The sequence below is a fragment of the Chloroflexus sp. MS-CIW-1 genome, from assembly GCF_030444705.1.
Classification (GTDB): Bacteria; Chloroflexota; Chloroflexia; order Chloroflexales; family Chloroflexaceae; genus Chloroflexus.
Genome location: NZ_JAUBWR010000001.1, coordinates 1,530,731 through 1,549,443, shown reverse-complemented (window position 1 = coordinate 1,549,443; position 18,713 = coordinate 1,530,731). Strand labels below are relative to the sequence as shown.

The 18,713-nt window shown below is 54.0% G+C and carries 22 protein-coding genes; 9 read left to right on the top strand and 13 right to left on the bottom strand.

Annotated features, from left to right (window positions below):
- The first annotated feature begins 12 nt into the window (after positions 1–12).
- From ffh to rimM, 4 genes are all read left to right on the top strand, one after another.
- Positions 13–1,365: a signal recognition particle protein gene (ffh, locus tag QTO31_RS06145; RefSeq protein ID WP_031458057.1), complete on the top strand. Its 1,353-nt coding sequence runs from the start codon at positions 13–15 to the stop codon at positions 1,363–1,365.
- Positions 1,366–1,450: 85 nt separating this feature from the next.
- Complete coding sequence (gene rpsP / locus QTO31_RS06140) at positions 1,451–1,720, top strand: 30S ribosomal protein S16 (protein WP_031458056.1); 270 nt, start codon at positions 1,451–1,453, stop codon at positions 1,718–1,720.
- A gap of 23 nt (positions 1,721–1,743) precedes the next feature.
- Positions 1,744–1,971 (top strand): KH domain-containing protein, encoded by a 228-nt coding sequence (locus tag QTO31_RS06135; protein WP_031458055.1) that lies wholly within the window; start codon positions 1,744–1,746, stop codon positions 1,969–1,971.
- A 62-nt stretch (positions 1,972–2,033) separates the two neighbouring features.
- Positions 2,034–2,543 (top strand): ribosome maturation factor RimM, encoded by a 510-nt coding sequence (gene rimM, locus QTO31_RS06130; protein ID WP_031458054.1) that lies wholly within the window; start codon positions 2,034–2,036, stop codon positions 2,541–2,543.
- A 7-nt stretch (positions 2,544–2,550) separates the two neighbouring features.
- Here rimM and QTO31_RS06125 read toward each other — a convergent pair whose 3' ends face one another.
- From QTO31_RS06125 to QTO31_RS06090, 8 genes are all read right to left on the bottom strand, one after another.
- Complete coding sequence (locus QTO31_RS06125; protein ID WP_301428445.1) at positions 2,551–4,548, bottom strand: response regulator; 1,998 nt, start codon at positions 4,546–4,548, stop codon at positions 2,551–2,553.
- A 25-nt stretch (positions 4,549–4,573) separates the two neighbouring features.
- Positions 4,574–5,191: a bifunctional phosphoribosyl-AMP cyclohydrolase/phosphoribosyl-ATP diphosphatase HisIE gene (gene hisIE / locus QTO31_RS06120; protein ID WP_301428444.1), complete on the bottom strand. Its 618-nt coding sequence runs from the start codon at positions 5,189–5,191 to the stop codon at positions 4,574–4,576.
- 56 nt (positions 5,192–5,247) lie between these two features.
- Positions 5,248–6,765, bottom strand: coding sequence for a bifunctional phosphoribosylaminoimidazolecarboxamide formyltransferase/IMP cyclohydrolase (purH, locus tag QTO31_RS06115; protein WP_031458051.1), 1,518 nt, complete (start codon positions 6,763–6,765; stop codon positions 5,248–5,250).
- A 79-nt stretch (positions 6,766–6,844) separates the two neighbouring features.
- Positions 6,845–7,642, bottom strand: a complete 798-nt coding sequence (locus tag QTO31_RS06110) for a DUF4388 domain-containing protein (protein WP_301428443.1) — start codon at positions 7,640–7,642, stop codon at positions 6,845–6,847.
- A gap of 47 nt (positions 7,643–7,689) precedes the next feature.
- The gene (locus QTO31_RS06105) at positions 7,690–8,277 is read right to left on the bottom strand and encodes a GTP-binding protein (RefSeq protein ID WP_031458049.1); all 588 of its coding nucleotides are present in this window, start codon (positions 8,275–8,277) and stop codon (positions 7,690–7,692) included.
- Between the two features lie 65 nt (positions 8,278–8,342).
- A complete protein-coding gene (locus tag QTO31_RS06100) occupies positions 8,343–8,837 on the bottom strand; it encodes a roadblock/LC7 domain-containing protein (protein ID WP_028458431.1) in 495 nt (164 codons plus the stop codon).
- A gap of 71 nt (positions 8,838–8,908) precedes the next feature.
- Complete coding sequence (locus QTO31_RS06095) at positions 8,909–9,274, bottom strand: roadblock/LC7 domain-containing protein (RefSeq protein ID WP_028458430.1); 366 nt, start codon at positions 9,272–9,274, stop codon at positions 8,909–8,911.
- Between the two features lie 67 nt (positions 9,275–9,341).
- Positions 9,342–9,635 carry a hypothetical protein gene (locus QTO31_RS06090; protein ID WP_028458429.1) on the bottom strand — a complete coding sequence of 98 codons (294 nt, stop codon included), beginning with the start codon at positions 9,633–9,635 and terminating at the stop codon, positions 9,342–9,344.
- Between the two features lie 443 nt (positions 9,636–10,078).
- Here QTO31_RS06090 and QTO31_RS06085 point away from each other — a divergent pair, with 443 nt between their 5' ends.
- The 5 genes from QTO31_RS06085 to QTO31_RS06065 all read left to right on the top strand — a co-directional run bounded on the left by QTO31_RS06085 (position 10,079) and on the right by QTO31_RS06065 (position 15,242).
- Positions 10,079–11,641 carry an ATP-binding protein gene (locus tag QTO31_RS06085; protein ID WP_031458046.1) on the top strand — a complete coding sequence of 521 codons (1,563 nt, stop codon included), beginning with the start codon at positions 10,079–10,081 and terminating at the stop codon, positions 11,639–11,641.
- A gap of 18 nt (positions 11,642–11,659) precedes the next feature.
- On the top strand, positions 11,660–12,868 hold the full coding sequence (locus QTO31_RS06080; RefSeq protein ID WP_301428442.1) for a DUF58 domain-containing protein: 1,209 nt from the start codon (positions 11,660–11,662) through the stop codon (positions 12,866–12,868).
- Positions 12,869–12,982: 114 nt separating this feature from the next.
- Positions 12,983–13,936 (top strand): thioredoxin-disulfide reductase, encoded by a 954-nt coding sequence (gene trxB / locus QTO31_RS06075; protein WP_301428441.1) that lies wholly within the window; start codon positions 12,983–12,985, stop codon positions 13,934–13,936.
- Between the two features lie 81 nt (positions 13,937–14,017).
- A complete protein-coding gene (locus QTO31_RS06070; RefSeq protein ID WP_301428440.1) occupies positions 14,018–14,275 on the top strand; it encodes a hypothetical protein in 258 nt (85 codons plus the stop codon).
- A gap of 208 nt (positions 14,276–14,483) precedes the next feature.
- Entirely contained in the window at positions 14,484–15,242 is a 759-nt protein-coding gene (locus QTO31_RS06065; protein ID WP_301428439.1) for an SDR family oxidoreductase, read from the top strand.
- Positions 15,243–15,342: 100 nt separating this feature from the next.
- On the opposite strand, the gene QTO31_RS06060 is transcribed toward QTO31_RS06065, so the two are convergent.
- The 5 genes from QTO31_RS06060 to QTO31_RS06040 form a co-directional block, all read right to left on the bottom strand.
- The gene (locus QTO31_RS06060) at positions 15,343–16,044 is read right to left on the bottom strand and encodes an HAD family hydrolase (RefSeq protein WP_301428438.1); all 702 of its coding nucleotides are present in this window, start codon (positions 16,042–16,044) and stop codon (positions 15,343–15,345) included.
- Positions 16,045–16,058: 14 nt separating this feature from the next.
- Positions 16,059–16,427 (bottom strand): response regulator, encoded by a 369-nt coding sequence (locus QTO31_RS06055; RefSeq protein WP_031458040.1) that lies wholly within the window; start codon positions 16,425–16,427, stop codon positions 16,059–16,061.
- Between the two features lie 71 nt (positions 16,428–16,498).
- Positions 16,499–17,764 carry a Glu/Leu/Phe/Val family dehydrogenase gene (locus QTO31_RS06050; RefSeq protein WP_031458039.1) on the bottom strand — a complete coding sequence of 422 codons (1,266 nt, stop codon included), beginning with the start codon at positions 17,762–17,764 and terminating at the stop codon, positions 16,499–16,501.
- 115 nt (positions 17,765–17,879) lie between these two features.
- A complete protein-coding gene (locus QTO31_RS06045; RefSeq protein WP_031458038.1) occupies positions 17,880–18,527 on the bottom strand; it encodes a GNAT family N-acetyltransferase in 648 nt (215 codons plus the stop codon).
- A 12-nt stretch (positions 18,528–18,539) separates the two neighbouring features.
- Complete coding sequence (locus QTO31_RS06040; protein ID WP_173424539.1) at positions 18,540–18,692, bottom strand: hypothetical protein; 153 nt, start codon at positions 18,690–18,692, stop codon at positions 18,540–18,542.
- Positions 18,693–18,713: the final 21 nt, after the last annotated feature.

Here is an 18,713-nt window from a genome sequence, read left to right as displayed (position 1 = left end):
TGAGTTTGACCTATGTTTGAGAGTCTCTCCGACCGACTACAGGCCGTTTTTCAAAAACTCGGTAGTAAAGGAATTTTGACCGAAGATGATGTGCGCGAGGCGATGAAGCAGGTACGCCTTGCGCTGTTAGAAGCTGACGTCAATTTGCGCGTCGTTAAAGATTTTGTGACAAAAGTCACCGAAAAGGCGATTGGTGAAGAGGTCACCAAGAGCCTCACCCCCCACCAGCAGGTTATTAAGATTGTTCATCAAGAACTGATTAATCTATTGGGAACCGAGCACGTGCCATTACAAGAGGCCCGTCCCGGCCCAACCGTGATCATGCTGGTCGGTTTGCAAGGCACCGGTAAAACAACGCTGGCCGCCAAATTAGCGCTCCATCTACGTAAGAAGGGGAAGCGGGTATTACTGGTTGCGGCTGACGTATATCGCCCGGCAGCAATTACCCAGTTGCAGGCATTGGGTCGGCAACTGAATATTCCGGTCTACAGCGAAGGAACGCAGGCCAGTCCTCCAGATATTGCCGAACACGCGGTCGAACATGCCCGCAAAGAGCTATTTAATGTGGTAATCATCGACACTGCTGGTCGGCTCCAGATCGACGAACCGCTCATGCAAGAGCTGGAACAGATTGAGAGCCGTGTGCATCCGATTGAACGCTTGCTGGTCGTTGACGCAATGACCGGTCAAGAGGCGGTGCGCGTGGCCGAAACCTTCAATCAGCGGGTGAAGCTGACCGGCGTAGTGATGACGAAGATGGACGGCGACGCACGGGGTGGTGCGGCCTTGTCGGTACGGGCCGTTACCGGCGTACCGATCAAGTTCCTCTCTACTGGTGAGAAGGTCGATGGTAACACGCTCGAAGTCTTTCACCCTGACCGGCTGGCTTCACGTATTCTGGGCATGGGTGACGTGCTCTCCCTTATTGAGCGTGCTGAACAGCTCTACGATGCCGAACAGGCAAAGAAGATGCAGAAGCGCTTGAGCAAGGGTGAATTCGATTTTGAAGATTTCCTGACCTCGCTCCATCAAATGCGCAAGCTCGGCCCACTACAGCAGATTATTGCGATGATTCCCGGCCTGAATCAACTGGCCCGTAATGAGGAGCTACTCGATGAACGACACATCAAGCGGGTTGAAGCGATTATCTATTCGATGACGCCTGAAGAACGTCGGCGACCGGAAATCATTAAGGGTAGTCGCCGCGAGCGGATTGCCCGCGGCAGTGGCACCTCGGTGCAAGAGGTGAGTCAGTTGGTGAAACAGTTTCAGCAGATGCAGCGGATGATGAAGCAACTTGCCGGTAAAGGTGGTAAAGGCCGAGGCGGGATCGATCCAAATGAACTGCTACGGCGATTACGCTGATCTGTTGCAACAAAAACGCAAATCTGTGTTATACTCTAGGGCTAGTGTGTTATTATTGGTCTGAGTATGAGGAACAAAACGACCTATGGTTAAAATTCGTCTGCGCCGCACCGGCAAGACTAAGCAGCCAAGCTATCGTATTGTGGTTGCCGATTCGCGCTCACCGCGTGATGGTAAATTTATCGAGACCATCGGCTACTATCTTCCAACCCGCCAGCCCAAAGTGCTGGAAATCAAGCCCGACCGTGCTCGTTACTGGCTCAGCGTTGGCGCCCAACCAACTGAGGTTGTCGTCAGGCTGCTAAAGCAGGTAAACATTCTCGACGAGCAGGGTAAGGTCGTAGCCGAGGCGTAATCACTATTACCGGAGGGGCCTCTATGAAAGCGCTCCTTGAATACATCGCCCGCAATCTGGTTGATACACCTGAAGCTGTGCGCATCAAAGAGCGAAGTGGGCGTTTTACTGTTACGTACCATCTTTCCGTTGCACCTTCCGAAACCGGTAAGGTGATTGGGCGCAATGGCCGGGTCGCCAAGGCGATCCGTGATCTAATGGGTGTAGCCGCCGCCCGCCAAAAGAAGCGGGTCCATGTTGACATCGAATAGGTGTAAAGAGGGTGGTAGCGGTCGGTCATTCTGACTGACCGCTTACTCTGCTGTTGGCTACTATGGATGATCTCTTGTATATCGGTGCTCTGGGTGCTCCGTTCGGTGTGCGTGGTCAGATCAAGCTCCATTCTATTTCGAGCCATCCCGAGCATCTGATCCGCCACCTGCGCACCGTTTTCATCGGTCCGAAACGGATTCCACATCAGGTTACACGCCTCTTCATGCACAAACCGGGCCTGATCATTATCCAACTACAAAGTATTACCGATCGCGATGCTGCTGCCGAACTTCGCGGCGCCGAGGTTTATATCGCTGCCAGCGATGCTGCTCCGCTTGCTGACGATGAGTTTTTCTATCACGATGTGATCGGCATGCAGGCTATTACCGAGAGCGGAGAGGGTATTGGTGAGGTGTGCGATATTCTCGAAACAGGTGCTGGCGAGATTGCGGTGATTAAGCGACGCGGACGTGCCGACGCACTTGTCCCAATGGTGCGCGATTTTATTATAGCCATCGATCTGCTTGAACGGCGATTGGTGATTCGCCCAATTGCTGGTCTGTTAGATTAGCAATCGTTCAGCGGGCAACTGGAAGGATCACACGGAACGTTGTTCCCTGATCGGGTTGCGACCGTACCAGCAACTCACCGCCGTGAAAATCTATAATGCTGTAGCAGAGCGGCAGCCCTAAACCGAGACTGTCGAACCGCGTCGAATAGAACGGTTCAAAAATCTTGGGTAATTCCGCTTCAGCAATACCTACCCCAGTGTCACTGATCTCCAGCACAACCGCCTGATCAGATAACTGCCGCGATCCGCCACCAGCCCGCCAGAACAATGCCCGATCTGGTTCGCCATCAGGGGGTCGAGGATAGGTGCGAATATGGAGCGTCCCTCCGTTCGGCATCGCCTCAATCGCGTTCTGAACTAGCGTCTGACAGACCTGCTTGAGATGGCCGATCACTGCGGTGACCCATGGTAAGGTTGAGGTCAGTTCACCGATATACCGAATCCCACGAGCATTCATCTGCGGTCGATAGGCGATAATTACATCATTGATCACCTGATTAAGATCAACCGGACGCCGCCCGTCTAGGTTTGGACGCGAGATGTCGAGAATTCGTTGCACGCGATGAATCAATCCGTCGAGTTCAGCCGCAGCTTTTGTGAGGTAGAGTTCTCGTCGCTCGGGTGGTAAATCGGGGTTTTGCAACAGGCGTATCGTACTGGAAAACGCCTGAAGAGGATTATTAATTTCGTGGGCCATCGCCGCCGAAAGACGACCAATAGCCGCCAGTTTTTCCACTTGGGCAAGCTCGCGCGCTAGCCGTTGTCGTTCGCTGATGTCGCGGGCAATAACCAAAAAGAGGTGTTGTTCGCCTTCAGGTACGACGCTCACACTTACGGCTACCGCAGTCTCGTGACCATCAGCAGTACAAAGCGTTGTCTCAATCTCGTGCTGTTCACTTCGACCATTGACCGCAGTTGCTAACAGGCCAGGCAGGGTAGGGAGTAATCGGTGCGGGTGAAGCTGTAAGAGGGTTTCGTGCGGATAACCTGACAAACGAGCCAGAGCCAGATTGGCATCAAGGACATGAGTACCGGTGACATCAAGCAAGAGCACCGCATCGTTCGCGTGGCGTAGTAAAGCGCGATAGCGTGCCTCCGAGCGCGAGACCTCAGCGTAGAGGCGAGCATTCTCGATCGCAACCGCTGCCTGCCGCGCCAACAGTTGTAGCAATTCTTGATCGGCAATCGTGAAAGCAGTATCCGGTGCCGCCTTGGCTGCATTGAGGACCCCTAAGACGCGCTCACCAGCCATAATCGGTACCGATAAAGCAGTGGTCAATTCAGGGGCCAACAGGTAATGGCGTAGTTCGGCAAACCATGGTGATGAAGTCAATCGTTGATCAATCAACAAAGACTGACGATGACGCACAACCCAACCCGATATACTGCTTGCAACCGGGATCAGTGTACCGATGCCAACGGTATCGGGTAAACCGGTACACGCCACAATTCGTAACGACTGCTCATCAGGCTCCAATAACAGAAGTGACGCCCGTTCGGCGTGCACTTCGCTCCGCACCGTTTCGATGATTAAGGCATAGAGGTGTGACTGATCAAGTTCGGTTAATAAGTGCTGACTGATCTGCAACAGCGGTCGGAGGGTTGCCAACCGGTCACGGGTACGAACTTCCTGCCGTTTACTGACCAATTCGTGCGCAATACTGGTCAGTTCTTGGGCGTGGAACGGTTTGATCAACAAACCGCGCGCCCCAAGACGCATGGCCTGGACAATTTGCTCAACCGAAGCGATACCACTGACTATTAAGATAGGGACGCTAATATCGCGTAACCGGATCAATTCAAGGAGTTGGATACCATCGACGCCCGGCATTGCCAGATCGACGATGACCAGATCAAAGATGGTCTGTTCGAGGGCCTCAAGAGCTATCGTTGCATTGGCGGCAGTCACCACAACAAACCCGGCACGTGCCAGGGTCTGTCGGCATAGATCACGCAAGAGCGGATCATCATCTACAACCAACACTCGACCAGCCCAATGATGCATACAGTTATCCCGCAATCATCTGCGATTACGAGGCCTGATAACGACGGGTCAGCTCGGCCCAAACCGCTTCGGTGGTTACCCCCTGTTGTTCAAGTAGGACCAGGCTATGGTAAATCAGGTCGGCCAATTCGTAGGCTATCTCTGCCGGATTTCCATTTTTCGCGGCGATGATCAACTCGGCTGCTTCCTCACCGATCTTCTTACCTATACGGTCAATACCGCCGTGGAGCAGTCTGGCAGTGTACGAGGTAGCAGGATCGGTATCGCGACGGTCGTGAATGCGGTCAGCCAAGCGGGCCAGAATTGCCACGGCTGGCAGCGGGCCATTCACTTCGCTCTCGCTCAGATCACGGAAGAAACAACTTGGCCGGCCCGTATGACATGTTGGCCCAGCCGGTTCCGCCAGGATAAGAAGAGCATCGCCATCACAATCTTGCAGGATTTCGACAACGCGCAACGTGTGGCCGCTAGTTTCACCCTTCTGCCATAGCCGCTGACGTGAACGACTATAGAACGTCACAAAGCCACTTGTGCGAGTCGCAGTCAGTGCCTCTTCATTCATGTATCCCAGCATCAACACTTCACCACTGCGAGCATGCTGTACGATAACAGGTAGTAACGAAGGTTCAGCAATATCAACCATGGGCTTACTCTGTCTCCGTGTCTGTTTGATAAGGCAGCGGTGGTCACCGCTCCTCGTTAATGGCGGAAATGGCGGCGGCCGGTAAAGACCATTGCTGCACCGGCAGCATCAGCCGCAGCAATTACCTCTTCATCACGCACCGAACCACCGGGTTGAATAATCGCCGTAGCACCGGCAGCAATCGCCGCTTCAACTCCATCGGCGAAGGGAAAGAGCGCATCACTGGCCACCACACTCCCGCGCAGATCAAGGCCGGCCTGCTGCGCTTTCCATACTGCCAGGCGCGAACTATCAACCCGACTCATCTGACCCGCACCGATACCCAGAGTACGGTCGGTAGCTGCGTAGACAATCGCATTTGACTTCACGTGTTTCACAACACGCCAGGCAAAACGTAACGCAGCAACTTCGGCATCGGTTGGTGCCCGTTTGGTTACCACCCGCCACTCCTCGGCTGCCAGCGGAGCACTATCCGGTTCTTGCACCAGCACCCCACCAGGAACGCTGCGGATTTGCCAGCGGGCAGCCCCGGCAACCGGTCGCAGACTCTGTAAAAGACGACGATTCTTCTTGCGCTGCAATAATGTTAAGGCATCAGGATCAAAAGCAGGGGCAATAATAATTTCCGAGAAAATCTCGTTGACCGCTTCGGCAAAAGCGAGATCAACCGTGCGATTGACCGCAATAATGCCCCCGAAGGGGGCATCTCGGTCGGTGGCAAATGCTGCTTCCCAGGCACTGCGGAGATCAGGGGCGACGGCAACACCACACGGATTGGTATGTTTGATGATAGCAACTGCCGCACCCTCATGAGGGGGAAACTCCTCGATCAACTCTTGCGCGGCTGCGGTGTCGAGAATATTGTTATAACTCAGTTCTTTGCCGTGCAACTGGCGGAAAAACGTTCCGAAATCACCATACAGTGCGGCTGCCTGATGCGGATTTTCGCCGTAACGCAGCGATTGATACTTACGCCACGCGAGCGGCAAAATTTCAGGAAGGGGTTCCGTACAGAGATAGGCTGCAATTGTAGCATCATATTCAGCCGTATGGGCAAAAGCCCTGGCAGCCAGTCGTCGTCGCTCGGCAAGTGGCACATCACCGGTACGCAAACCATCAAGCACAACCGGATAATCGGCGGGATCAACGAGGACGATCACATCTGAAAAATTCTTCGCCGCTGCACGCAACAGCGCGACTCCACCGATGTCAATCTGCTCTTGAGCTTCAAGCAAAGAAACATCAGAGCGGGCAATCGTTGCCGCAAACGGGTAAAGATTGACGACAACCAGATCAATCGGTTTGAGCTGATGGGCGGCCAGTTCGGCCATGTGGGTTGGGAGATCGCGGCGGGCCAGCAAGCCAGCATGAATGGCTGGATGCAACGTTTTGACTCGGCCATCGAGAATTTCAGGAAACCCGGTTATCTCACTCACTGCCAGCGCCGGAATACCGGCCTCTCGTAACACTCGCTGTGTTTGACCAGTGGAGATAATCTCAACACCGAGGTTGTGTAATGCCTGTGCGAACTCAACGATCCCTGTCTTGTCGTAAACGCTCATCAACGCACGCACAACATACTCCTCACCCTATTCAAGACCAAACCCTGCCCGCGGCGACGGGCAGGGTCGTGTATCGCCATTGTACCACAAATCAAACCAGCGCCTCACGCGCTCGCTCGCGTAGTTGGGCAGCAGCCTGACTGGCGCGATCAGCACCGATCAAGCGACGCGCTTCGGCTTCAAACGCATCGGCTGCGGCCAACATTTCGGCTGCCGACGCCCGTGAAGGATCGGTGACCCCGGCAATCCGATACGCTTCCTGAAGCAGCACATTGGCGCCAGCGCCAAGATAACCGGCCGCAATCTGTTCAAATTCGGGTGCCAGTGACTCTCCGGCTGCCGTTTCGCGACGCTCGATCAGCCCGCTCTGCATCAATTTTGCAATAATCTCGCAGGTTCGTGCTTCTCCCAGACCACTACGCTGAGCGATCTGACCAACTGTATGTTTGCCGTTGATCATCGTCAGCACCCGCCACTCTTCCGCATCGAGACTAATCTCGACGGTACCTGAAGACGGGTTAGGAACCAGACGGGGCACCATCGACAACGTGGGCGCTGCTTGTTGCTGCGACCAGGTCTCTTGACGATGGATCCCTTCCATGATGATCGACTCATTGCTAACGGTAATCGTGACCTGGGGCGACGTCACACCTTCGTGGAAACGAAACGGGCCGCTCGTCACGGTAAAGAACGCATAGACCGCTTCCAGTGGTTCTAAACCGGGCAGCTTTGCATCAACAATCTTTCCATCACGAAAAAAGATCCAACCGGCCAACTTCTGCGCACCACGCCGGCCATCAATTTCAACTCCACCGGTCTTCTTACTCAATTGCAACAACTGGATGAGGTCAGTGAGCGAAAACTCGCTCAAATCACCTGCCAGCGCCATAGCTGCGCCTCACCTTTGACTAGCGCGTGCGACGTTGCAGAGCAACATCACAGCTTGCTAATGACAACCCGACTGATTGCCCGCAGCGTTTCAAAGACCCCCACGCCTTTGGTAGCGATTGCCTCGATCCGCGGCCAATTCATCTTATTCACACCGAGGAAATGATCCATAGTTGCCACTGGTGTGAGCACCTCTGGCGGCAAATCCCGCTTGTTGTACTGCAATACGATCGGAAAATCGGCAAATCGCTTATTCTGGCGGGTAATATTCTGGGCCAACTCACGCAGGCTGTTAATATTTTCCTGCATTTTGTTCTTGTGCGAGTCGGCCACGAAGACCACCCCATCAGCACCGTTCAACACTGCCACCCGTGTCCGCTCGTAGAGTACCTGCCCCGGTACGGTATACAGATGAAAGCGCGTTTGAAATCCGCGCACCTTACCGAGGTCAAGTGGCAAGAAATCAAAGAAGAGCGTTCGTTCAGTTTCAGTTGCAATAGAGAGGAGATCGCCTTTTACCTCTTTTGGCACCTGGCTATGGATATACTGCAAGTTCGTTGTCTTGCCGCACATCCCAGGCCCATAGTACACAATCTTGCAGTGTATTTCACGCGCAGCGACATTGATCAGAGCCATAGATTCTCTCGCGGAGCCGGTCGGATCACACCCCGACACGACCAATCAGCAGGATGGAAGCGCGGCTAATCACGGAACAACAGATCAATGGTATCTTCCATTGAAGTACGGAAGGCGGAACCAAGCACTTCATCACGCGCCTTATGCTGTTGCCGTACCCGTTCGAGAACGGCAGCCAACTCATCGGTCGCCTTCTTGGTTAGCACCTTCACTAGACCGATATGTGTGCCCTTGTTGAAGATGATACACAGAATCCATTGTTCCTCGATCAACGCGATGAAGATATTTTCGCGCACCCCTTGCTGGAACGATGCCCGAAAATCGCGTTCGCGCAAGAGCTTGGCCACCTCTCGCGAGGAAGCGAACACACCGGCAATTAGGGCACCTAGCGCAGTAATGTCTTGCCGGTCGCCATCGCCTTTCGAGGAGATGACCTGACCACTTTTATCGAGGAGCAATGCATAGTCGCTGCCGGTGTCTTCCACCAGCCGGGAGAGACACTCTTCGATCTGAGCGATCTCTTCCGAAGGTACGATGATACTTGTCAACTGAGGATCCATCGCAGCCTACCTTCACGTATGAGAGTGGCGGGTGTCGATGCGTTACTGCTTCAAATTATAACATACCGTTGTCAAATTGCGCTGAGCGCATCGATCATCTCGTCTCGATGTTTGGCAGCAAGAAAGCGAAGCAAGCCGAGATCATCGCGTGAGTTGGTCAACAACAAGAGCATAGCATCACTACTGATCGGTTCAATAATGACCAGGCCGTCATCGTATTCGAGCACTGCCTGAACGGTACGTCCCTTGGCAACTTCCCGTCCCAGCGCATCAGCCATTGCCAGCCCATTGGATGCTACCGCACCGATAGCATCAATGTCCACCCCCGGGCGAGTGATGCTTTCGATCAAAAGGCCATCAGTGGCCACCACAGCGGCAGCTTCAACGCTCTCGACCATGCGAAATCGGGTTAGAAGCTCTTTCAGCTCGCTACTCATGCTGCCTCACTTTACCACACGCACTGTGTATTATACACTGTCGTTGAACCAGGATGTTTCCATACTATCACTCAATTTCACCAGTTGTATTGTTGCGTTCACGATCTTTCGGGGGGCGACCAGTACGAATATTCCGCAGGGAGTGGATAGTTGCGGCCAGGGCCCGATCAGCCCAACCATAGATGGTTGGGCGACTTTTCTGTAGTTCATCGGCAATTTGGGTGACGTTAGCCCGATAGCCGGGATCAAATGTGGCGAGGTTGATACGTGCAGCCGCAATGATCTGCTGAATCTCTTCGGGCGTTAATTTGTGTTCGCGAATGAGTTTTTGGGCACGTTTGCTGCTTTGGTTGATTTTCATGCCGATCTCCTCGCCACACCGGATAGCAATGGCTTCGCTGCCTGTGCCAGGCATTGGTGGTGAATACTTGCTCACCTACCCTCCTCGCGCTCAGGTTAAACGGCCTACGGTTACCGATCTCCGTCACGTATACCCGTGTACTCAGGAATTCTGAATGTAATGTTATTGGTTGACGGTATAATTTTTTATCATCATACCACGTATCAGCAATATTGTCGAGTCGTTGTGTAAATAGTAACCGGGTGGGCAGAACGGAGGAGAGACCATGCGCACGATACGCCATTGTATGAGACAAGGATTATCACACCGATGTTGAGATACAAGGGCTGTACGCACTTGTGTAATATTTGACAACGACACCTTCTGCGTGGAATAAGAAGTGTAAAAGTTTACACATGCTCACGACGATAGGAGCGTACACTCCTGTGTTACAATAGACGATTATGACCGATCTACGCCTCCGACAACGCGAATATCTACTGCAAATTAGCCGGGCCCTCACGGCACAGCTCGATCTGGGCAGTGTGCTAAATCTGGTGATCACGTATGCGGTCGAATTATTAGCCGGCACACTCGGCTTTATTGCCCTGTTCGACGAAGAAGATGGAATGCTCCGTATTCGAGCCTCAGCGCAATTGCCGCGCGATCTCTGGCCCGCCTTTGCCCCGCTGCTGCACATCCCGATTGCCGAGCTCAGTCGCTACGGCCCGCAGGTACTGCGTGAGGTCTCCCTTGATACCGGTATTCCACTGCGCCAGATGATCGCATTACCACTGACGGTTCGTGATACCTCACTCGGTGTGATCTACGTTTTCCGTGCTGCTCTCAATGTGGCATTCTCGGCTGATGATCGCCAGATTCTGCAAGATTTCGCCGATCAGGCAGCTATCGCCGTAGGAAATGCTCGCCTGTTTCAAAGTGTGTTACGCGAGAAACAGCATCTGAATGCGCTAATTGAGCAGTCAGCCGATGGGGTGATGATTATCGATGGCCGCTGGCGAATTACTACCTTCAACCACACGATGGAATTATTGACCGGCTGGTCACGTGAAGAGGCAATCGGCCGTCCATGCGCCGAAATCCTTGGGATTCGCAATGCACAGGGAGTAAATATCTGCCTAAACGAGTGTCCGCTGCAACGCCATCCCGACCTCGCCAACCCTGTCGTTGAAGGTTGGATTACTACTCGTGATGGGCGTGAGTTGTTTATTCAGAATCGCTATGCACCGCAACGGGGAAGCCACGGCCAACTGTTGAGCGCCATCGCAAATGTACGTGATGTTACGGACCAAAAGATTGAGGAAGAGCGCCAGAACACGTTCATTTCGGTCATTTCGCACGAGTTGCGGACACCAGTGAGTATCATCAAGGGCTTTGCCGAAACGATGCTTCGTCCTGATGGTCAGTTCACGGTCGAACAATACCGCGAAGCACTCCAGGTCATCGGCGAAGAGGCTGACCGCCTGGCTCGTCAGATTCAAGATTTGCTCGATGTCTCACGCATTGCTGCCGGAGGACTACGGCTCGAACGAAGTGATGTGTCATTGCATCTATTGGTGACCGAGGTAGTACGTCGCTTCGCCACCCAGGTTGGTGAGCGGATCGAATTCGAGATACGGGTACCTGATGATATGCCGCCGGTCTACGCCGATTACGAGCGGATTCGCCAGGTGCTGAATAATCTGATCGAAAATGCCGTCAAGTACAGCCCAAATGGCGGCGTCGTTCGGATCGGCGCCCGCGCCGAAGGCGACATGGCCATTGTCTATGTCGCCGATCAGGGGATCGGTATTCCGCCAGAAGAACAAGAGTTGATCTTTGAACGTTTTTATCGAGTCGATACGCGCCTGCGGCGTGACCAGCCCGGCAGTGGTCTGGGCCTGTTTATTGCCAGAGCAATTGTGGAAGCGCACGGCGGTCGCATTTGGGTTGAGAGTCAGGTCGGTCGTGGCTCACGGTTCTTTTTCACCATCCCCTTGAGCCGACGCCGATTACCCGGTGAATAAACGAGATATGATATCGTTATGATACTGGCACTCTTCGTAGTGTTTATCCTGGCACTGATCTTTCGTCAGTCAGCACTGGCGTTGTTGGTGGCAACGATCCTGGTCAGTCTTGGCATGGCCCGTCTCTGGCAGCGCTGGGCATTGCGACGGGTGGAATATCGACGCACGTTGAGTCAACTTCGTGCGTTTCCCGGTGATGAGCTTACACTGACGATCACCATGACCAATCGGAAGCTATTGCCGCTGGCACAGGTTCAGGTGTTCGATGCCATTCCCAACGGGATCACGGTGGTGGGAGCGCCGGTGATCTTTAGCGGAAGTCGCCAGGTCAGCATCATCCGCAGAAGCACCGGCTTACGCTGGTACGAACGGGTCATCTGGCGGTACCGATTACACTGCGAGCGTCGCGGTGCATTTCGCTTCGGGCCGGCCCAGGTGCAGAGTGGTGATCCGTTTGGTCTCTTTCGCACGGCAGAGACCTTTGCTGCCGATGTGACGTTACTCGTTTATCCAAAACTCCTCAATCTGACCGATCTTGGTTTACCGGCCCGCGATCCACTTGGGTTGACACGAGCAGCGGCTCTTGTGCGTGACCCGTTGCGAGTAGTCGGAGCACGTGACTATACGCCTTCAGACCCGCTTAAAGATGTGCACTGGGCTGCTACGGCGCGCACCGGTACCCTCCAAACCCGCGTCTACGAACCGACAACCGCTCACGTGCTGGCACTGGTTCTCGATCTCGATACGTTTGAGTTCTACTTTCAGGGTATCGATCCTGAACTGGTCGAACATCTGATCGGCGTAACGGCTACGCTGGCTCATCATAGTATCAATGCAGGCCATGCGGTTGGATTGTACGTCAATGGCGCGCCGGTTGAAGATGAACATCTGGTACGATTGCCGCCCGGTCGTAGTCCCAACCAGCTTGCTCAGATCATGGAAACCCTGGCCCGACTGACAGCCTATTCAGTGCTACCCGTTGCCCGCTTGCTCCGGTTGATCACCACCGACCTGCATCCCGGGGCTACGATTGTGTTGATCGGCGCAGTCGCGTCTGAACCGGTTCAGGCCGCACTATTGCGGTTGCATGAGCTTGGGTTTCGAATCGTCTGGCTTTTCTGCGGCGACCGACCACCACCACCGATACCCGGCGTCCAATCCCACTGGACACCACGACGAATTACTGATCAACAAGCAATAAATCAATCCCATACCCCAGGGGGGTAATCTGGATTACAGACAACAATCGCCAGGACGTGCTATACTCCCTTTTGTGAGCGACAACAGAGTTGTCGCAAGAGTGATTATGTGTCGAAATTGATACCAGGAGATTGCTGTCGTATGCATCACAAAGTTGTTATCATTGGTTCGGGTCCAGCCGGTCTGACGGCGGCCCTCTATGCGGCACGGGCCAACCTAGAGCCGCTAGTCATTCGCGGTTTGCAACCCGGAGGTCTGATTGCCACCACCAGCGAAGTAGAGAATTATCCGGGCTTCGTAGATGGGATTGGTGGTTTTGAGCTGGCCGAGGCCATGGAGAAGCAGGCAGCCCGTTTTGGTGCAACGTATCTCGATACGATGGTGACGAAGGTAGAAGTAGACCAACGCCCCTTCGTGATCCATACCGATAGCGGCCAGATCGTGACCGCCGATGCCATCATCGTCAGTACGGGCGCTTCACCACGTAAACTTGGGGTACCTGGTGAGGAGGAGCTGGCGAATCGGGGGGTGAGCTACTGTGCAACCTGCGATGGTTTCTTCTTCCGGGGCAAGAAAGTGGTGGTCGTTGGCGGGGGTAACAGTGCGCTCGATGAAGGGCTGTTCCTTACCCGTTATGTCGATGAGCTGGTCATCGTTCATCGACGCGACACTCTCCGCGCCGATCCAATTTTGCAGGAACGCGCCTTCAGTAATCCAAAGGTACGTTTTATTTGGAACTCGGTTGTGATTGCGATCAACGGCAAAGATAAGGTTGAGTCGGTCACATTACGCAATCTGAAGACCGGCGAGGTGAGTGAGCTGCCAACCGACGGTGTCTTCCCGTATATCGGGCACGTACCAAATACCGATCTGTTCCGCGGTATCCTTGAGCTTGATGAAGGTGGCTACATTGTTACCGATGGGCGTACCCGCACAAACATCCCCGGTATCTTTGCTGCCGGTGACGTGACCGACCACATCTATCGTCAGGCGATTACTGCGGCCGGCGATGGTTGTCGGGCCGCAATGGAAGCAACCTGGTATCTGGCCGAGCAGGAACATGCTCGCACTAAAGCAACTACAACCGCCGTCTGAAATAGTTGCCAATTTTGCTCTTCACAGCGTGCGCCGGTGCCAATATAATAGTGCTGAGAGCATACAACGAGGAGGTGCGATATGGCAACGATGCCTGAAAAAGATGAAGAGCTGGTTGATGTCGGCGCACGCGAAGGTTACGAGCACCTCGAACAAGCTTACATCCTGGAGTATCTACACAGTCAAGGACTGACCCTTGAACAAGTACGGGCTATGCCCAAAGAGCAGGCCAAAGAGATTATGCGCGCGGCCTCGCTCTATGCTTCGACCCAAATGAGCGTTGTCGAGGCACGTGCGCATTTGGTGGAAGAACTACACGGTGGGCCACGCTCGTTGTAGGACGGTGAAGATGTCTTGCCAGTAGGAGCGCAAGAGCGGGTTTTCAACCCGCTCTTCTTGTGAGAACTTCAGCAAATCTCTATCACCAAAGAAAACACCATAAACGACGCTAAACTACCCCCTTGCTTCCTTCTGTTGCACAGCTACAACAATGTCTTGTATACTACAGCCGTTACAGGAGCCTTTTCGTTCAGCATAGGAGCATACCGTGACGTCTCAATTCCATGGCAAAGTTGCACTTGTTACCGGGGCCGCATCTGGCATCGGACGGGCCAGTGCCCTCGCGTTTGCCCGTGAAGGGGCACGAGTTGTTGTGGCGGATATTCAGGTCGCGGGGGGTGAAGAAACGGCACAGATGATTACTTCGATGGGTGGTGAAGCACTCTTTATTAAGGCTGACATTTCAAAAGCGGCGGAAGTTGAAGAGTTAATTCGACAAACCGTCACCCATTATGGACGGCTTGATTTCGCCCACAACAATGCAGCCGTTGAAGGTATTATTGCACCTACCGCTGATTATCCAGAAGATGACTGGGATCGCACCATCACCACGAATCTCAAGGGAACGTGGCTCTGTATGAAGTATGAGATACGCCAGATGCTACAACAGGGCGGTGGTGCAATTGTCAATACGGCTTCTGTGGTGGGCTTGGTAGGTGCACCGGGGCTACCGGCGTACTGTGCTGCTAAGGGAGGCGTCGTACAACTCACGAAGGCAGCGGCAATTGAGTATGCTAAGGCAGGCATCCGCATTAATGCTGTTTGTCCGGGATCAATCTATACCCCGATGCTTGAACGTCTCCTTGCCCAACCTGGCGTAGAAGCCAGTGCGCTGGCAACCTTGCCGATTGGCCGAATTGGCACCCCTGAAGAGGTTGCCGGGGCAGTCGTATGGCTCTGTTCGGCGGCTGCATCGTATGTGATCGGACATCTGATGGTGGTTGATGGTGGCCTGGTAGCGCAGTAATCAGTAAAACGTATCACTTGCCTGATCTGGAATGATTTCTGGGGCGGGTACCCAACCCGCCTCTCGCCAATATCGGTTGCACATTTCCTACATCACGTGTTCACGTACCCAACACCGCTTTCAGTACGGCTGAAGTATCGCTGAGATCAGGGAGTAGTGCGTCAGGACGATGCCAGGACAGTTCGGTCATTGTGAAGGGACCGGTTGCCACGGCTACAGTACGAGCGCCAAAGCTTTTGCCACAAGCAATATCACGCGGGGTATCACCGATAATCACGACGTCAGCGGGTAAAAAGTTATAACGATAACGACTAGACGCACGAACGGTTGCAATCAGCGGTAGCGCCAGCCGATCAAAGTGGTCGTCGCCATACGCACCGGCTTCGAGATCAAGCCATGGGAGCAGGCCGGTACATTCTAACTTGATGCGCGCCGCAGCCACAACGTTTCCGGTCAGTGGCGCCTGACATCCATATTCAGTCAAGGCTTGGAGAGCTTCAACAACTCCCGTAAAGACAGTAGAGCGCGCAATTAATGCTTCACGTTGCGCATTCAGCTCGGCAGTATACAATTCGATAAACTCACGCAGGCGCTTATGGGCAGTTGCTGCATCGAACGAAGGGATACTCTCGCGGATAATCTGCCAGTCAGTCTTCCCGGCATACGAAGTCCGCTCGAGATGTACACCGGGGCCTATCAGCTTACGGAGGGCAGTACGCATCGCCTCAGCCGCAATACCATCAGTTGAAAGAAGAGTTCCGTCAATATCCCACAAGATGAGACGTCGTGCGATTGCTTTCATTGCCAGCCACACATCTAGTATGGAGAAGATTGCTCTGCTAATTCGGTAATCACCTGCATCAATTCATCGAGATCAGTAGGTTTCGTGAGGAAACGGTCGAAACCTGCGGCCAACGCTACCCGACGATCACTCTCGCCGAGACCACTCAGCGCAATCGTCGGGCAACGGTGATACACCGGATGGGCACGTAGTTGTTGCACAAGGTCAAATCCATTACAATCGGGCAAGCGCAAGTCGATGATAAACACCGCCGGAAGTGGCACCGATACGGCCAATGCCGCAGCGCCGGTAGCAACGACCGTTACGTTACATCCCTGCCCCTGTAGGAAGATGGTGAACAGTTGCTGCATTAGCGGATTATCCTCGACAAGCACAATCTGCATAACTCCTCCTGCCCGGTGATGCAGCGAGGGTCGACCAGAGGAATCGAACTTGGCGCTGCGTCACAATCCCTTTACGGATAAACGCCACGAGTGAGATTAGCGTCGGCGACTCGTTGTACGGCCAGGAGATACGCTGCGAGCCGTAATGGAATCTGTCTTTGCCCAGCCATCGCGTACACCTGTTGAAATGCACCAACGATAATCCGTTCGAGTTTCTCGTTAATATCTTGTTCGTCCCAGAAGAACTCTTGCAAGCCCTGCACCCACTCGAAGTAAGAGACAATCACACCACCGGCATTTGCCAGAATATCAGGCACAACGATGATGCCTCGTTCACCAAGGATGGCATCGGCTTCTGGTGTCGTTGGCCCGTTCGCCCCCTCGACGATCAGGCGAGCACGGATTCGTTCAGCGTTCTCGCCGGTAATCTGATTCTCGAGCGCTGCCGGTATCAATACATCACACTCTAGTTCGAGCAATTCGCTGCCACTGATCCGTTCGACGCCGGCTGCTCTATAGCCGTCGAGCAGACGGAACGAGTGTTGTTCGGTATGGGCACGCATTGCCGGAATATCAAGTCCCTGCGCGCAATAGTAACCACCGGAGGCATCGGCCACCCCGATCACCTTGCAACCGAGTTGATGCAGCAAATAAGCGGCGGTGCTCCCCACATTTCCGAATCCCTGCACCACCACGCGCAATCCATCGAGCGACCAGCCTAACTGCCGTGCCATCTCACGCACCATCAGCATGACACCACGACCGGTTGCCTCAACCCGACCTAACGAGCCACCAACATTCACCGGCTTACCGGTAATGACAGCGGGTACCGTGTAGCCACGATGCATCGAGATGGTATCCATAATCCAGGCCATGATCTGGGCATTGGTCCCCACATCAGGTGCAGGAATATCCTTTTCAGGGCCGAGCAAGATACTGATCTCAGTAGCAAAACGTCGGGTCAGTCGTTCAAGTTCACCAGGCGAGAGTTGCTTAGGATCAACAATCACGCCACCCTTGGCACCGCCGTAAGGAATATTGACCAGCGCACACTTCCAGGTCATCCACATCGCCAGGGCACGTACTTCATCGATATCAACACTCGGATGGTAGCGAATACCTCCCTTCACCGGGCCACGGCTCAGGTTGTGCTGGACTCGATAACCGGTAAAAACCCGTGTACTACCGTCATCCATCTGTACCGGAAAATTGACCGTCAATTCTCGCTGGGGCACGCGCAGAATTGCCCGAATGTCATCCGGGAGATGGAGCATTTCGGCTGCCTGATCGAACTGCTGTTGGGCAACGTGAAACGGATTGATACGGTGAGACGTCATTGTCTGTGTTCTCCATTGGTATTTAGCTGTTGCTGCTGATACCTGTGCATAATCCGGACGTACAAGAGCAAGGGTTCAACAGTGATGGTTGGCACCGTGCCGGTTACCAGACGTTTCAATCCAGGTCTTTGCGCATGTAGATCCAACCACTTTGACCAAAGAACAAGCGACCAAAGAACGAGTGCCGTACATACAGCGCTTGAAAGCCAAGCCGCTCGTACAACGTGCGGGCCGGCTGGTTCGTCTCGCGCACGTACAGGCCAAGGTAGGTCAGGGCACGTGAGCGAGCATACTGTTCGGCCTGTTGCAACAGTGCACGAGCTACCCCGCGTCGGCGCCAGGCCGGTGCGACCGCAACATCGGCAATAAACCCTTCACCGTGCCCGATCTGGTGATCGAGTAACGATAGCGCGAAGAGTGAGCGAAGCGCCCCCCACCAGCCCAGAATTTCAAAGAATGCCGATTCGGCAAAGCCGCCGCCACTCATCATATCACGAGTTCGCAAACTGGTAGTACCGATGACCTGATTGTCGTATTCGGCCACGAGCATCCCTTGCAAGGCGGCTGCACCCTGCCGGCGCCAACCAACCGCCAACGCTTGGGCGCCACGCTCACCGCCGTGCGGGCCAAACGCAGCGCCAAAGGTGTCGGCAAAGGCTTCACGATGCAGGGCGACGATAGCATCAATATCACTCAGACGTGCCGACCGAATGACAATACCGTTGGCTGATACACCAGACGATATATCAGAGGCGACAGACATGCTCACGTACACTTACTGAGTCTTGAGGCCGGCAAGCTGTAGTTCCAGCCGCTGGGCTATATCGCGGTACATATCACCACGACGCTCGGCAGCGGCTAGCTTGCGTTGCAGGAATACGATATATCCCAACGCGATACCAAAAGCAGCGAGTATAATCCAGCGCATACGCCTCCTCTCTGTTCTTAC

Excerpts from the sequence above, each read along its gene's own strand:
- QTO31_RS06060 (WP_301428438.1), bottom strand. The coding sequence starts at position 16,044 with ATGAAAGCAATCGCACGACGTCTCATCTTGTGGGATATTGACGGAACT.
- QTO31_RS06095 (WP_028458430.1), bottom strand. The coding sequence starts at position 9,274 with ATGAGTAGCGAGCTGAAAGAGCTTCTAACCCGATTTCGCATGGTCGAG.
- QTO31_RS06055 (WP_031458040.1), bottom strand. The coding sequence starts at position 16,427 with ATGCAGATTGTGCTTGTCGAGGATAATCCGCTAATGCAGCAACTGTTC.
- QTO31_RS06080 (WP_301428442.1), top strand. The coding sequence starts at position 11,660 with ATGATACTGGCACTCTTCGTAGTGTTTATCCTGGCACTGATCTTTCGT.
- QTO31_RS06070 (WP_301428440.1), top strand. The coding sequence starts at position 14,018 with ATGGCAACGATGCCTGAAAAAGATGAAGAGCTGGTTGATGTCGGCGCA.
- QTO31_RS06040 (WP_173424539.1), bottom strand. The coding sequence starts at position 18,692 with ATGCGCTGGATTATACTCGCTGCTTTTGGTATCGCGTTGGGATATATC.
- QTO31_RS06090 (WP_028458429.1), bottom strand. The coding sequence starts at position 9,635 with ATGAAAATCAACCAAAGCAGCAAACGTGCCCAAAAACTCATTCGCGAA.
- QTO31_RS06125 (WP_301428445.1), bottom strand. The coding sequence starts at position 4,548 with ATGCATCATTGGGCTGGTCGAGTGTTGGTTGTAGATGATGATCCGCTC.
- ffh (WP_031458057.1), top strand. The coding sequence starts at position 13 with ATGTTTGAGAGTCTCTCCGACCGACTACAGGCCGTTTTTCAAAAACTC.
- QTO31_RS06045 (WP_031458038.1), bottom strand. The coding sequence starts at position 18,527 with ATGTCTGTCGCCTCTGATATATCGTCTGGTGTATCAGCCAACGGTATT.
- rimM (WP_031458054.1), top strand. The coding sequence starts at position 2,034 with ATGGATGATCTCTTGTATATCGGTGCTCTGGGTGCTCCGTTCGGTGTG.
- QTO31_RS06100 (WP_028458431.1), bottom strand. The coding sequence starts at position 8,837 with ATGGATCCTCAGTTGACAAGTATCATCGTACCTTCGGAAGAGATCGCT.
- trxB (WP_301428441.1), top strand. The coding sequence starts at position 12,983 with ATGCATCACAAAGTTGTTATCATTGGTTCGGGTCCAGCCGGTCTGACG.
- QTO31_RS06085 (WP_031458046.1), top strand. The coding sequence starts at position 10,079 with ATGACCGATCTACGCCTCCGACAACGCGAATATCTACTGCAAATTAGC.
- hisIE (WP_301428444.1), bottom strand. The coding sequence starts at position 5,191 with ATGGTTGATATTGCTGAACCTTCGTTACTACCTGTTATCGTACAGCAT.
- QTO31_RS06135 (WP_031458055.1), top strand. The coding sequence starts at position 1,744 with ATGAAAGCGCTCCTTGAATACATCGCCCGCAATCTGGTTGATACACCT.
- rpsP (WP_031458056.1), top strand. The coding sequence starts at position 1,451 with ATGGTTAAAATTCGTCTGCGCCGCACCGGCAAGACTAAGCAGCCAAGC.
- QTO31_RS06050 (WP_031458039.1), bottom strand. The coding sequence starts at position 17,764 with ATGACGTCTCACCGTATCAATCCGTTTCACGTTGCCCAACAGCAGTTC.
- QTO31_RS06110 (WP_301428443.1), bottom strand. The coding sequence starts at position 7,642 with ATGGCGCTGGCAGGTGATTTGAGCGAGTTTTCGCTCACTGACCTCATC.
- QTO31_RS06105 (WP_031458049.1), bottom strand. The coding sequence starts at position 8,277 with ATGGCTCTGATCAATGTCGCTGCGCGTGAAATACACTGCAAGATTGTG.